This window comes from Methanococcoides sp. DA23, from assembly GCF_057593895.1.
This window is the reverse complement of the sequence record NZ_CM172520.1, coordinates 1196649-1211320: the sequence shown is the minus strand read 5'-3', so window position 1 is coordinate 1211320 and position 14672 is coordinate 1196649. Positions and strand designations below refer to the sequence as shown.

Here is a 14672-nt window from a genome sequence, read left to right as displayed (position 1 = left end):
ATCGTGGAATATACATGCATTATTGGTCTGGTAATCATTTCAGGTCTATCGACCTGTTTTTTTGTAAGATGATTTCAGCATATCCATCTTTAAATTAATTTAGCAGCGGAGGCAAAATTAGCCGATATTAACACCACCCTCCTTAAGTAGTAACAACTCCTTTATATATGATGGAAGAAAAACAATCGGATTTACAATGAACTCAGACCACAGTAATCGTGGTAATGGAGCTATAACTACAGCATTACTATTGGCAGCCGGTAAGGGAAGCCGCCTTTATCCTCTGACACAAAACACACCAAAATGCCTCACAATGGTTCATGAGGCGTCTATTCTTGAACGACTTGTCATCAATTTGAAAAAGCAAGGCTTCAAACGTCTTGTTGTGGTCACGGGATTCCAGGAAAAATGTATTCGTGATTTTTTAGAAACGCGGGCTTGCGGAATGGAAATTGAGTTTATTATAAGCCCCCTTTATGCGACCACCAATAACATCTATTCCCTCTGGATGGCACGTGATATTATTAATGAGCCATTCTTACTTATTGAAAGTGATCTTGTTTTTGACGGATCCCTTCTGGATGAAATGTGTTCTCCTGATAGAATTGCCGTTGCACGCATGGAACCGTGGCTGAATGGTTCCACTGTCACGGTCAATAGCTCCCAAAATGTTGAGAAATTCCATAACGGGATTGCAGAAACTCTTGATGAGGTCAGATATAAGACCGTTAACATTTACAGTTTTTCGCTCTCTTCATGGCATCGTATTACAGAAAGACTTGACCAGTACATCTCAGCCGGCAGAGTAAATGACTATTATGAAACCGTATTTGCAGAAATGGTGGCTGATGATAATCTCGCTCTTAAAACAGTCTCATTTGACAGCAAAAGATGGTATGAGATCGATACAGTTGCAGATCTGGCAAAGGCTGAGACACTATTTTAGGCGGACAAATACGAAACAATAATTCCTTACGACACCAAACCGCATACCTCTGGAAGATCAAGGCAGTTTTTCCAACAATCAAAGTGCGGGTTGAAGGGGAGGATCGTTCGTTCACTTTCCGGTTTAAAACCATTACCTCAGTCCAACTCTTTAAATTTAAAGCCAATTCATGAGGTTAAGGCTTTAAAAAATGAAGTGCCACATCAAAATAATTTAAGGGAAATAATACCTGATGCAACATAATTACAAGACTCAAACTGAAAAATACGAATTTGTTTCCGGACAGCATGGTGGTTACTATCGCCATGACTTTATTGATCATGCTTATCTTTACAATCTGTATTTCCCGCCAGAGGCCGTTTTTACAACCCTTAAAGATCAAATCCACGACATTGTCCTTAACTATCCGATTGCACAGGATGCACTTGCCGGTCTTATAGGGGATGTGATCCACCAACCTGCTGAAAGGATCGTTGTGGGAAATGGTGCTGCCGAACTTATCAAGATCATCTCCGGCCACATATCCAACAAGCTGATCGTTCCAGTGCCCTCGTTCAATGAATATGCAAATGCAGCACCTGCAGACCGAGTAGTTGAATTTCCACTTGAGTTTCCATCTTTTCAACTGGATGTGGACAAGTTTGCTGCTGAAGCGATCAGGGTCAAAGCCGATGTTGCTGTCGTGGTAACACCCAATAATCCAACATCTCTTCTGGTACCCAAGTCCGATCTGATATCTCTTGCACAAAAACTTGCAAACCATGACTGTATGCTGATCATCGATGAATCCTTCCTGGATTTTGTACATGACCCGGATCAGACAACCCTGGAGAATGAACTCGAACGTTATCCAAATATAGCGATCCTCAAAAGCATGAGCAAAGCCTATGGTATCTGCGGGATCAGGATCGGTTATATGCTGACTGCAAATTTAGCATTTGCTGAATCTGTAAGGGAAGGCGTACATATATGGAATATCAACGGATTTGCCGAAGAGTTTTTGCGGATATTGCCCGATTACAGACAGGAATTTGTCGAAAGCTGCAAGCAGGTACGTATCGACAGGGATAATCTGTACAAAAAACTGTGCGATATCCCGGGAATGACGGTTTACAAACCCGATGCAAACTTTATTTTCTGCCGTCTGCCAGATCACGCACAGAGTGGTCCTGAAGTCACGCGGAGATTGTTCATTGAGCATAACATGTACATAAAACACTGCCAGGACAAGACTCTGCCTGACTCTAGCCGCTATGTTCGTATTGCCAGCCGTACTGAAACAGAAAATTGCAAATTTGTTGAAGCATTGGTAGATGTCATTGACTTGAAAAAAGTGGAAGTAGCCTGATGATCGGTCCAGAGAATCAAGGATCACATCAGACAGGAATGCTTGCTTTCGCCTGTGATCTTCCAAATATCTGTTCGCTTGTAGGACTGTTGTGTGCAGTCCTTAGTATATACTATGCCATATTAGGTAACTTACCATTTGCAATAATAGGGATGCTCTGGGCTGTTGTTTTTGACTGGGGAGACGGACTCATTGCTCGCCTGATGAAGGGGAGAACTGATGAATATCGAGCTTTCGGAGGACAGCTTGACTCCTTGATAGATATTGTAAGTTTTGGCATTTGCCCTGCTGTATTTCTTTTAAGCTATGGGGAATTCAGTCCATGGTTCTTGCCTGGAGCGTTCGTGGTCGTCGCTGTTAGTGCAATACGGTTGAGTTATTTCAATGTTTTCGGCCTGGTCGATGATTCGACATACATGGGATTGGCACTTGACAACAATGTCCTAATTCTTGCTTTTGTCTTCCTGTTTAACAGTTTTTTCAGCCAGCCGATCTTTTTAGTCGTTATATATACACTGTTTATGATCATAGCTGTCTTTAATATAGCACCAATCCGAACGCCCAAGTTTTCTGGTAGTTGGTTTTATGTTCTCTTGATTTATGCCTTGGTTTTAACAGTCACCTATGGCTGGATGCTGTGAAACAAGTAACAATAAAATGGAAAGTACTTATCTAAAAAAAGGAAGAATTAATGTATGAATATCAATCACTCAGAAAATGTATCTCAAACAGCGACAATGAGCTAATAATTTACGGAGCAGATCGTTTTTCACAGTTCCCGCGCCGTGATGAGTCCGTTAATTCAAAATGTGACCGAGCGCTTCCTATAGCACGCCGTGATGATGTAGTAGTTCTACGCGGAAAGCTGGACTGCGAGTATCATAAATGGCTGCGTTCCCATGGTCTGGGGTCGGATCATATCGTAGAATATAGTGCTAAATCAAGGGAAATGTCGCTCTCTGAACTTATCATTAATGATCCTGAACCAGTTAAAAGATATATCAGGCAGAGCGGAAAAAAACCTGTATATGTACCATGGTTTTCAGGCCGCATGGAAACTGAAGCTGCAAAAGTTCTTGGCGCTGAACTTTTTGGAGCAACTGAAACTGCAACACTAAAATATAATGATAAGTCCTCTTTTAAGACCGTATGTAAACAATTGGACATAGCTGTTGTTGAAGGCAGTTCATTTGAAATGAATCCTGAAGACAATGAAAATTGTACAGATATGAAAAACATCATAAATGGATATCTTTCAACCTGCGAAACTGTTATTATTCGTGGAACTTTGGGTGAAGCCGACATGTCGTTGTACAGAACTAAAGGCAATGATATTTCTGAAATATACCATGAAATTGCAGTTAGCGGTGAAAGATCTGTTATCATTGAGCCTTTTTTGAATGTCTCATCTTCTCCGAATGATCAGTGGGCGATCAGCAGAGAAGGCAATATAAACTCTCTTGGTATGCGGGATCAAATATGCGAAAGAGGTATGGTACACATTGGTACACTCAAAGGAGAAGATCCCTCCCCAGAAATTTCAAATTACATTGCAAAAACATCTGCAAAAATTGTAACTAATATGGCTGAATTCGGTTATCGGGGTGTAGTCGGTATCGATTATATTGTATCAGATGATGGCATATTTCCGGTTGAAAATAATGCTCGTTTTAATGGTTCCTCCTATGTGAGCATGATTGTGGATAATATTGAAGAATTGATATCTCCCATTCCATACTGGAAATTTATAAAGATCAAGACAGCTGCATGTTCATTTCTTGAGCTCACTGAACGTATTGGGCCACTACTCTATGATGGCAAAAAATTAAATTCCGTATTTCCTTTTAGTTGTGATACATTGCCGTTGTCCGGTGATTTTGCTGTTATACTCTTAGCCGAGAATATGGATGAGATCTTCAAGATGGAAGGATCATTGAAAGAAATGGGTGTTAAAAGGTTTTGATCAACCTTATACACCAATAAATTTTCGATCAAGAACAACAATGAGAAGTCTTCATAGTTTGTGTTAAAGATACACAAAAATACAGATGAAAGCCTTTCATAACTTTTTTTGTTGCCAATATGTAAATCAAATTATAACAGCAGATCTAAAAAAAGAAAGAGTATAATGCAGGTTCCCGATCGGTCTTCAGGAACCACGCATTGGAATTTATAAAAAGACGATCACTTGATCATCTTAACTGAACCGTCCTTCATACCAACATAGACCTCGTCGGTATTCAGGAAGATACCATGTTCTACAACACCCACGCAAGCGGAAAGCTTCTGTGAGAGTTCAGCAGCATCTTCGATCACGCCGAATTCGACATCAAAGATAACATTACCGTTATCAGAGATAACAGGACCATCCTTGCGGGAAGCCAGGCGTATCTGTGGTTTTCCACCAAGCTCGATGAATTGCTTCTTTGCAAGTTCCCTTGCATATGGAAGCACTTCAATTGGTACGAAGTGATCAAGTTCCTCGCTCATCTTTGATTCATCTGCGACAACAATGAAACGTTTTGCAGAATGGGCAACGACCTTTTCTCGTGTATGCGCAGCTCCTCCGCCTTTGATGACGTTCAGTTTTGCATCCACCTGGTCAGCACCGTCTATTGCAAGATCGAGAACCGGATGCTCTGCAAGGCTTGTCAGTGGCACACCAGCTTCAATGGCAAGCATTTCTGCCTGATATGAGGTGACGACAGCAAGTATGTTCAAACCTTCTTCACGTACACGTCTGCCAACTTCCGCGATTGCGAAAGCAGTTGTTGAGCCGGTACCGAGACCGATCATCATGCCATCTTCCACAAGACTGGCAGCAGCTTTGCCTGCAGCTTCCTTTTCAGAGCTTGAAGCATTTGCGTTCCTTTCTTTCATGGATATTCCCCTTTAAAAAAGAATAATGAATTGTCCCCACATCAGGGAGACAATCGCTTCCTGTCCCTTGGGAACAGAACAGTATCTCGGATATTATCTACACCGAGCATTGTCATAACAAGACGCTCGCAACCAATACCCCAGCCGGAGTGTGGTGGCATACCATACTTGAATGCACGCAGATAGAAATCGAAGCCATCGGAATCAAGTCCTTGTGACTCGATCCTTGCTTTTAGCATATCATGAATGTGGATACGCTGAGCACCGGATGAGAGTTCCATTGTCCTGTGCATCATATCAAATGACTTGGAGACAAGGGGGTTGTCCTCATAGGGCATTGCATAGAACGGCTTGATATCTGTTGGCCAGTCAGTAATGAAGTAGTGGGATTCTCCGGTCTCTTTGAAAACATGCTCACCGATAGTATGTTCTGCAACTGTTCCGAGGTCTCCACCCCATTCGACCGTTTCATCGCTCTCAGCATTGACGATGTCAATAGCCTGACTGTATGGAACTTTCATGAATGGTGTCTTTGGCACACTGAGTTCGATATCGAGTGCTTTAAGGGAAGCTGCTTCGTTCTCAATGACCTGCTCATAAACATAAGCGACCATGTTCTCGAGAATTTCCATCACATCGAAATGGTCAAGGAAGCTTGCTTCAATATCGATGGATGTAGCTTCATTCAAATGTCTGCGGGTATCATGCTCTTCTGCCCTGAATATAGGACCGATCTCGAACACCTTGTCAAGTCCGCCTGACATGAGTATCTGCTTGAAGAGCTGAGGGCTCTGGTTCAGGAATGCTTCCCTGTCAAAGTATGTGATAGGGAAAAGAGATGTACCACCCTCGGTAGCTGTTGCAACTACCTTTGGACTGCATGTCTCGACAAAACCATCCTTTGAAAGGAAATCTCTTACAGCCCTGAGGACCTCGTGGCGTATCTTGAAGATAGCAGTAGTTCTCTCACGTCTCAGGTCCATGAACCTTGAGTCAAGACGTGTGTCAAGTTCAGCATCCACTTTGCCGGTGGTATCCATTGGCAATGGGGATTCAGCTTCATTGAGAACAACGATGGACTCAGGAATGATCTCGTAGCCATTTGGTGCTTTACCTTCAGGCTTTGCTGTACCTGTGACTGCTACGATGGACTCACGTACCAGTTTCCTTGCAGCATCGAAGATCTCCTTGTCGATCTTCTTCTTTACAAGTGTGATCTGGGCTCTGCCTTCACGGTCACGTACGACCACGAAACAGATACCACCAAGGTCTCTTACTTCATGTACCCATCCGCAGACGGTAACCTTTTCATCACCGATCTGCTCAATGTCGATCTGGGATGTATAATGTGTTCTGGGGGTTTCTAATGACATATATTCACCTTCCAACGTTATCAAAATGATATGTATAGCGCTTTATGACGCTTTTGATAAGCCTGTTAGTATATAAGCTATTCTTGTACTCTAAAATGCATTAATGTAAATATAGCTAACTATTGAAATTATGTATCACCGATCTAGATATCCAGCTAATATTAAAAGAAATTTAAACTTCGGTCTGAGCTATTAATCCATACTATCTTCATATATTCGAATAATATTGAAGCTGATAATGGCTTGCGAATCAAAGAATATATATAAAAACGAGTAGAAGAAGTACTAAGTATTAGATACATCACTTATTGATGATCAAACTGATACACTCAAAAACAACAACAAACCCCTGATAAATAATAATATATACTTCAAAGAATCTACATAAAATTATTTAAGTGAAAATCGATATAGGTGTATATGATGGTTCAAGATACAACACCCACAAAAGCAGACATCAGTCTACCTGATACATGGGATGTTGCCGTTATTCCAAAAGAACCAACCTATTTTGATCGTTTCTTACCCACCACACATAAGCAGACCACGCTTACTGAATGCGGTATAGACCCAGGGGACGAATATGCTTTACCCCATCCCAAGATACATGTCCTTGCAATAAGACAGCCTTGGGCCTCACTGATAATTCGTGGTCTTAAGAATATAGAAGTACGTTCAAAGAACACGTTCGTCCGGGGAACCATAGCTATCTATGCAAGCAGGGCAATTGTTCGAAAGAAGGACCTTAAATGGGTGAACGAGAACTATGATGTTCCTACTGAACAGCTTGAGGATCTGCCCACTGGGATGATAATTGGAACAGTGAACCTTATTGAATGTAAGGAATATGAATCTGATTTTCATTTCAAGCTTGACCATAAGCGCCATCTGAGTCCGGAAGAGAGCTATTCCAAGAACATAAAAGGATGGTTCTTAAAATCCCCACGCCCGATAGAACCTGTCAGCTATAAGTTCAATGGTGAGGTCGTCTGGAGTCTGGCAGACACCGATATCCTCCGGCAAACTGCTTGAGGGCTTGTTCTGATAAGAGATAATGTCCGAGGGTATCCTTGTATTATCCATTATGCTATTTTCAATATGAACTATAGATCGTTCAAATTTATAGCTAAACATTTAATATAGATGAATGCATAGATGCAGACTAAATATATGGATTAAAATAGATACAGGGAATACGATAACTGAATTATTTACAACGATTTTTTTATCTATTTATCACATCTAACTGATTAAAGGATTTTATTTATATTCGAATATCCGTATCCTAGGGAGAAAATCGCGATGAGTGACGATTACGATGCAACACACATTCAGGTTCTTGAAGGGCTGGAAGCAGTACGCAAACGACCCAGCATGTATATTGGAAGTGTAGACACTAGAGGACTTCATCACCTCGTATACGAGGTCGTTGACAACAGCATTGATGAGGCACTTGCTGGTTTCTGTAAAAATATAGACGTATCGATCAATGCAGATGGTTCTGTCACCGTTGTAGATGACGGTCGTGGAATACCTGTCGGCAATCATCCGAAATATAAGAAATCCGCACTTGAGGTCGTACTGACCGTTCTCCACGCAGGTGGAAAGTTCGACAAGAGCAACTACAAAGTATCAGGTGGTCTCCACGGTGTCGGTGTGTCCGTTGTGAACGCCCTTTCCGAATGGATGGAGGTCGAGGTCAAGCGTGATGGTAAACTATACTACCAGCGTTATGAACGCGGAGCGCCTACCTCCGATGTAACGGTCATTGGGGATGCAAAAGGTACAGGAACGAAAAGCACGTTCATGCCCGACTCCAAGATATTCGAGACGACCGAGTTCAATTACGGGACACTTATTACAAGACTCAGGGAACTGGCTTTCCTGAATAAAGGTATCAAGATATCCATTACAGATTCACGTAAGGAAGAACTTGAGCAGGACGTTTTCGAATACGAAGGCGGTATAATCTCGTTCGTTGAACACCTGAATCAGAGCAGGACAGCTCTTCATAAGGCACCTATCTATTTCGAGCGTGAAAAGGAAGGTACCATTGTTGAGATCGCTATGCAATACACCGACAGCTACGGTGAATATGTATATTCTTTTGCCAATAACATCAACACGCATGAAGGTGGTACTCACCTTATCGGGTTCAAGACAGCATTAACGCGTGTTGCTAACGATTATATCAAGAAGAACAATGTGGTCAAAGGCGATGAGAAGCTCACAGGTGAGGATATCCGTGAAGGACTTGCAGCCATCATCAGTGTTAAGCTGACAGAGCCACAGTTCGAAGGTCAGACCAAAACAAAGCTCGGTAACAGTGAACTCAAAGGGATCGTTGATTCCATGGTCTCCGAGGGTCTCTCCGAATACATGGAAGAGAACCCGAAAGTTGCATCCGTTATCTTCCAGAAGGCACTGGATGCCAGACGTGCAAGGGAAGCTGCCAAGAAGGCACGTGAACTCACACGCAGGAAAAGTGCCCTTGAGATCGGCACCCTTCCAGGTAAACTTGCAGACTGTTCCGAGAAGGACCCCTCTGTAAGTGAGGTCTATCTCGTGGAAGGAGATTCTGCAGGTGGCTCAGCTAAACAGGGACGTAACCGCAGATTCCAGGCGATCCTTCCATTCAGGGGTAAGATCATCAATGTCGAAAAGGCACGTCTTGCAAAGGTCTTGAAGAACAATGAGGTCCTCTCCCTTATCACTGCCATGGGTACAGGCATAGCTGAAGATTATAACATCGAAAAGGCACGCTATCACAAAGTGATAATAATGACCGATGCTGATGTTGATGGTGCACACATTCGTACACTGATCCTTACATTCTTCTTCAGGTACATGGCTCCGCTTATCGATGCAGGATATGTTTACATTGCACAACCCCCGCTTTACCGCATAAAGAAGGGCAAAGCCGAACATTATGTATATTCTGACAGGGAACTGGCAGCGAAGCTTGAAGAGATCGGTGAGAATAACACCTATGTACAGCGTTACAAGGGTCTTGGAGAAATGAACCCTGAACAACTTTGGGAGACCACAATGAACCCTGATACAAGGACATTGTTGCAGGTAACCATGGACGATGCAGCCGCTGCGGATGAGATGTTCTCCGTCCTTATGGGTGATGAAGTTGCACCACGTAAAGCGTTCATACAGAAACATGCGAAGGAAGTCGTTAATCTGGATCTATGAGGTGATATAAATGGCAGATAACATGAATAATGAACCAGGCGATGTAAAGCCAAATGATGAACCTCTGGATATAAAGCCAACAGATACCAGTGAAAGGATCGTCCCCATCCTTATTCAGGATGAGATGAAGAACTCCTACATAGATTATGCAATGAGCGTAATAGTTGGAAGGGCTTTACCGGATGCACGTGACGGTCTCAAACCGGTACACAGGCGTATACTCTATGCCATGAAAGAAGCCGGCATGACATATGATAAAGCATACAAGAAGTCTGCCCGTGTAGTGGGAGACGTTCTTGGTAAATACCACCCACATGGCGATACTGCAGTTTATGATTCTCTTGTGAGAATGGTGCAGGAATTTTCCCTAAGATATCCCTTGATCGATGGTCAGGGTAACTTCGGTTCAATTGACGGTGATTCCGCAGCAGCTATGCGATATACCGAATCCCGAATGGACCGTATCTCCAACGAGATGCTCGCAGATATTGACAAGGAGACCGTTCTATACAGGCCCAACTACGATGGTTCTCTAAAGGAACCTACAGTACTTCCTGCGAGACTACCAAATCTTCTGATCAATGGTTCTACAGGAATTGCAGTGGGAATGGCTACCAATATGGCTCCACACAATCTTGGAGAGGTCATAGATGCCACTTTAATGCTTATTGAGGATCCAGAGACACCCATTTCCAGTCTAATGGAGGTAGTCAAAGGTCCTGATTTCCCCACAGGCGGAGTGATCCTTGGTCATCAGGGTATAAAGTCCGCATATGAGACCGGAAGAGGTCCTATCAAGATACGGGCAGTGACCTCGCTCGAGGAAATGAAGAACGACAAGAACCGTATCGTTGTTTCAGAACTGCCATATCAGGTCAATAAATCAAGACTTATCGAGAACATTGCGGCTCTTGTAAGGGAAAAGAAGATAGTCGGTATTTCAGACCTTCGTGATGAATCAGATCGTGATGGCATCCGCATCTCTATTGAACTTACAAGGAACACAAATCCTGAAGTCATACTGAACCAGCTTTACAAGCATACTCAGATGCAGACCACTTTTGGTATCATCAACCTTGCACTTGTCGATAATGTGCCAAGGGAACTGACCCTTAAGGAATTGCTTCAGATATACCTTGAACATAGGATAGAGGTCATACTCAAACGTTCCATGTTCGATATGAGAAAGGCCGATGAGAAAGCCCATATCCTTAAGGGATTGATGATCGCTCTTGACCATATCGATGAGGTTATAGCCCTTATTCGTGGTTCAAATGCTGTGGATGAGGCTAAGGAAGGGCTGATGAGCAAGTTCGGGCTTGATGAAGTTCAGGCAAAGGCTATCCTTGATATGCGTTTGCAGAAGCTGACAGGACTGGAAAGACAGAAGATAGAGGATGAGCATGAAGAACTTGTCAAGCTTATCAAGGACCTGAAGGACATCATTGAAAGTGATGAAAGGAAATACAGCATCATAAAGGAAGAATTGCAGGCCATACGCGAAAGGTTCGCAGATAAGCGCAGGACAGAGATCACAGGTTCACATGTTGAATTCGAGGATGAGGACCTGATCCCTGTGGAAGAGGTTGTCGTTACGATCACCAATAGCGGCTATATCAAGAGGATGCCTGTGGACACATACACTCAGCAGCACAGGGGTGGAAAGGGTGTCATGGGAATGGAAACAAAGGACACGGATGTCGTTGAGGATATCTTTGTATCATCCACTCATGACTACCTGATGTTCTTCACCAATCGCGGTAAGGTTCACTGGCAAAAGGTCTACGGTATCCCGCAGGGAAGCCGGCAGTCAAAGGGTAAGGCTGTTGTGAACCTGCTTGATCTTGCTGAGAACGAATCCGTCACTGCGACGATAACAGTGAAGGAATTCGAAGAGGACAAGTTCTTGTTCATGGCAACAAGGATGGGAACTGTGAAGAAGACCCCATTGTCTGATTTCGGTAATGTGAGAAAGGCCGGTATCATTGCGCTCAAACTTGATGAAGGGGATGAGCTTGTTAATGTTGCACTCACGGACGGTTCCAAGGAAATAATGATGGTCTCAAGACATGGTAAGGCTATCAGATTCTGTGAAAGGGATGTTCGTCCAATGGGTCGTACCGCAAGAGGTGTTCGCGGAATGAAGCTTGCAGGCGATGATATTGTGGTAAGCCTTGATATTGTGGACCTGGCCACGAAGCTGTTGACCATCACAGAGAACGGATACGGTAAGCGTACAACGTTTGATGAGTACCGTGGAATGAAACGTGGTGGACAGGGTGTGATAACCATAGTGACAAGTCTCAGGAACGGTCCTGTAATAAATGTAAAGGCCGTTAAAGAGGAAGATGAGGTCATGGTGACAAGTTCCGAAGGAATTATCATCAGAATACCTGTGAAGGATATACGTTCACAGGGAAGGAACACACAGGGTGTTAAAATTATGAATGTGCGCCCGGGCGACAAGGTTGTGGGTGTTGCAAGAATTAAAAATGAGGAATGACACGAACTAAACACTTTTAAATATTGACCATATTTACTAGACTAAATCAGCTTAAAGGATGATCATTATGGAACTTGAAAAATTAAGACACGGTACAGAACTTATCAAACGCGGCTTTGCAAAGATGCAGAAAGGCGGCGTTATCATGGACGTTACGACCCCTGAGGAAGCAAGGATCGCTGAAGAGGCAGGAGCTGTTGCAGTTATGGCACTCCACGCAGTCCCTTCAGACATCAGAAAGGAAGGCGGCGTTGCAAGGATGGCAGACCCACAGGTAACTGCTGACATCATTGCATCTGTAACAATCCCGGTAATGGCAAAAGCAAGGATCGGACACTTCGTTGAAGCTGAGATCCTTCAGGCACTTGGCGCTGACATGATCGATGAGTCCGAAGTACTTACACCTGCAGATGAGGCTTTCCACATCGATAAGACACAGTTCACTGTTCCTTTCGTATGTGGTGCACGTAACCTCGGTGAAGCACTGAGAAGGATCAACGAAGGCGCAGCTATGATACGCACAAAGGGCGAAGCTGGTACCGGAGATGTAAGAGAGGCTGTACGCCACATGAAGCAGATCATGGGCGAGATCAGAACCCTTAAGGGAATGTCAAAGGAAGAGCTTATCATGGCTGCAAGGGACATCGAAGCACCTATTGAGCTTGTCATGGAAGCAGCAGAGATGCAGCGTCTTCCTGTTGTGAACTTCGCAGCTGGCGGTGTTGCAACTCCTGCAGATGCAGCTCTTATGATGAGACTTGGCGCTGACGGTGTTTTCGTCGGTTCAGGTATCTTCAAGGCAGAGAAGCCGGAAGTGATGGCAAAAGCTATTGTTGAGGCTGTCAACAACTACAACAATCCTGAAGTACTTGCTGAGGTATCAAAAGGCATCGGCGCAGGTATGAAAGGCATCAGTGTAGATTCCATCCCAGAGGATCAGGTTCTCCAGACTCGCGGCTGGTAACCTTTCCTTTTTTACTTCTTTTTTTGGTGTTAATTATGCGTATTGGCGTTATCGCTATTCAGGGTGATGTTTCTGAACATGTTGAATCTCTTGAGCGTGCTCTCGCAGAACGCGGAGCAACTGCTGAAATAGTTACTATCAAGCACAAGGGCATCGTTCCCACATGTGACGGACTTGTATTCCCTGGCGGAGAAAGTACGACACTTGGCCGCCTCATTGTAAGAGAAGGTATTGACACAGAGATAAAGGCTGCAAAGGAAAAAGGCATTCCAATTATGGGAACCTGTGCAGGTCTTATACTGACCGCAAAAGCGGGTGATTCACAGGTCGAGAAGACACACCAGCATTTGTTAGGACTTATGGATATAAAGGTCAACAGAAATGCCTTTGGAAGACAATTCCAATCGTTCGAGGTCGGGCTTGAGATATCATTCCTCGATTCCCCATACAATGCCGTCTTTATCAGAGCTCCTGCAATTACCGAAGCAGGGGAGGGTGTAAAGGTCCTCGCATCCATTGATGGCAAGATCGTTGCTGCCGAGCAGGATAATGTGCTGGCATTTGCATTCCATCCTGAACTGACAGATGATATGAGGGTCCACCAGTATTTCCTTGACAAGTTATTCAATTGACCTGTCTTATTCTTTTTTTTGCATCATGTAGAAGACATATCCGTAATCATCAGAACATTCTCCATACATATCGATTTCAGCATAGGTATCTTCTGCGATGGCAGCAAATACAGAGTTATCGTTATATTTTATTTTCATCTGTTCAAGGCGCTTTTCAAGCGGAACATAATAGTCATCCCACCATGCATTTTCAGGAAGCACAAAGGCACCAATGCATTCAAGACCAAGGTCTGAAATGATAGCTTTTTTCTCTTCAATGGTACCCATGGCGACCTCTGGATAATTATTCCAGAATGAACGTGCTCTTTCAGACGGAGAACTTTTGAGCCATGTGATCTCAGTTACGGCAATATAACCGCTTTTTTTAAGGAATTGCTTCCAGTAAGCAAGACCTTCCTTGAAACCCATTATGTATATCGCCCCTTCAGCCCAGATAAGGTCAAAGCTTTCCTTTTCAAATGGAAGCTCCGTCATAGAACCAACATGGGTGCTGATGTTCTCTGAAAAGCCATTTTCTTTTGCTCTTTCATTGAGATCGTCCAGAAATATCCCATTCAGATCAAGGGCATCGATGTGCCCTTTTGATATTTCTGCAAGCACAAGCGTCTGTCTTCCGGAACCACAGCCTATATCAAGAATGTCAGGTCTTTCCGGAAGTTCTGAGAGCATTGAATATGCTTTTCTTGTGCATTCATCTTTGCCTGGCCCCTGCCTGGGTAGCCTATCGAACATCTCTAAAAATATATCTTCTTCTGATCCCATTTTTGCACCTTTTCAAACATTAATTCTTATCATCCACAATAGAATATCGTATTACTCTATAAT

At 43.4% G+C, this 14672-nt stretch carries 12 protein-coding genes; 9 read left to right on the top strand and 3 right to left on the bottom strand.

Going from position 1 to position 14672, the window contains the following annotated elements:
* Window positions 1–196: 196 nt before the first annotated feature.
* The 4 genes from AC20MK_RS05955 (at window position 197) to AC20MK_RS05940 (ending at window position 4257) form a co-directional block, all read left to right on the top strand.
* Entirely contained in the window at window positions 197–946 is a 750-nt protein-coding gene (locus AC20MK_RS05955; RefSeq protein ID WP_487354967.1) for a phosphocholine cytidylyltransferase family protein, read from the top strand.
* A 232-nt stretch (window positions 947–1178) separates the two neighbouring features.
* On the top strand, window positions 1179–2294 hold the full coding sequence (locus tag AC20MK_RS05950) for a pyridoxal phosphate-dependent aminotransferase (RefSeq protein ID WP_487354966.1): 1116 nt from the start codon (window positions 1179–1181) through the stop codon (window positions 2292–2294).
* Entirely contained in the window at window positions 2294–2935 is a 642-nt protein-coding gene (locus tag AC20MK_RS05945; protein ID WP_487354965.1) for a CDP-alcohol phosphatidyltransferase family protein, read from the top strand. Before AC20MK_RS05950 ends, AC20MK_RS05945 begins: the two co-directional genes overlap by 1 nt.
* 308 nt (window positions 2936–3243) lie before the next feature.
* The gene (locus AC20MK_RS05940) at window positions 3244–4257 is read left to right on the top strand and encodes a hypothetical protein (RefSeq protein ID WP_487354964.1); all 1014 of its coding nucleotides are present in this window, start codon (window positions 3244–3246) and stop codon (window positions 4255–4257) included.
* A gap of 221 nt (window positions 4258–4478) precedes the next feature.
* Here AC20MK_RS05940 and rpiA read toward each other — a convergent pair whose 3' ends face one another.
* Both rpiA and aspS read right to left on the bottom strand, forming a co-directional pair.
* Window positions 4479–5174 (bottom strand): ribose 5-phosphate isomerase A, encoded by a 696-nt coding sequence (rpiA, locus tag AC20MK_RS05935; protein WP_487354963.1) that lies wholly within the window; start codon window positions 5172–5174, stop codon window positions 4479–4481.
* Window positions 5175–5215: 41 nt separating this feature from the next.
* A complete protein-coding gene (gene aspS, locus AC20MK_RS05930; RefSeq protein WP_487354962.1) occupies window positions 5216–6547 on the bottom strand; it encodes an aspartate--tRNA(Asn) ligase in 1332 nt (443 codons plus the stop codon).
* A gap of 420 nt (window positions 6548–6967) precedes the next feature.
* On the opposite strand from aspS, the gene AC20MK_RS05925 reads away from it, so the two are divergent.
* The 5 genes from AC20MK_RS05925 (at window position 6968) to pdxT (ending at window position 13847) form a co-directional block, all read left to right on the top strand.
* Window positions 6968–7579, top strand: coding sequence for an ASCH domain-containing protein (locus AC20MK_RS05925; RefSeq protein ID WP_487354961.1), 612 nt, complete (start codon window positions 6968–6970; stop codon window positions 7577–7579).
* A 270-nt stretch (window positions 7580–7849) separates the two neighbouring features.
* Complete coding sequence (gene gyrB / locus AC20MK_RS05920; RefSeq protein WP_487354960.1) at window positions 7850–9748, top strand: DNA topoisomerase (ATP-hydrolyzing) subunit B; 1899 nt, start codon at window positions 7850–7852, stop codon at window positions 9746–9748.
* 10 nt (window positions 9749–9758) lie between these two features.
* Window positions 9759–12251, top strand: coding sequence for a DNA gyrase subunit A (gyrA, locus tag AC20MK_RS05915; protein WP_487354959.1), 2493 nt, complete (start codon window positions 9759–9761; stop codon window positions 12249–12251).
* A 67-nt stretch (window positions 12252–12318) separates the two neighbouring features.
* Window positions 12319–13215, top strand: a complete 897-nt coding sequence (gene pdxS, locus AC20MK_RS05910) for a pyridoxal 5'-phosphate synthase lyase subunit PdxS (RefSeq protein ID WP_487354958.1) — start codon at window positions 12319–12321, stop codon at window positions 13213–13215.
* Between the two features lie 35 nt (window positions 13216–13250).
* On the top strand, window positions 13251–13847 hold the full coding sequence (pdxT, locus tag AC20MK_RS05905) for a pyridoxal 5'-phosphate synthase glutaminase subunit PdxT (protein WP_487354957.1): 597 nt from the start codon (window positions 13251–13253) through the stop codon (window positions 13845–13847).
* Between the two features lie 6 nt (window positions 13848–13853).
* Here pdxT and AC20MK_RS05900 read toward each other — a convergent pair whose 3' ends face one another.
* The gene (locus tag AC20MK_RS05900; RefSeq protein ID WP_487354956.1) at window positions 13854–14609 is read right to left on the bottom strand and encodes a class I SAM-dependent methyltransferase; all 756 of its coding nucleotides are present in this window, start codon (window positions 14607–14609) and stop codon (window positions 13854–13856) included.
* Between the last annotated feature and the right edge of the window lie 63 nt (window positions 14610–14672).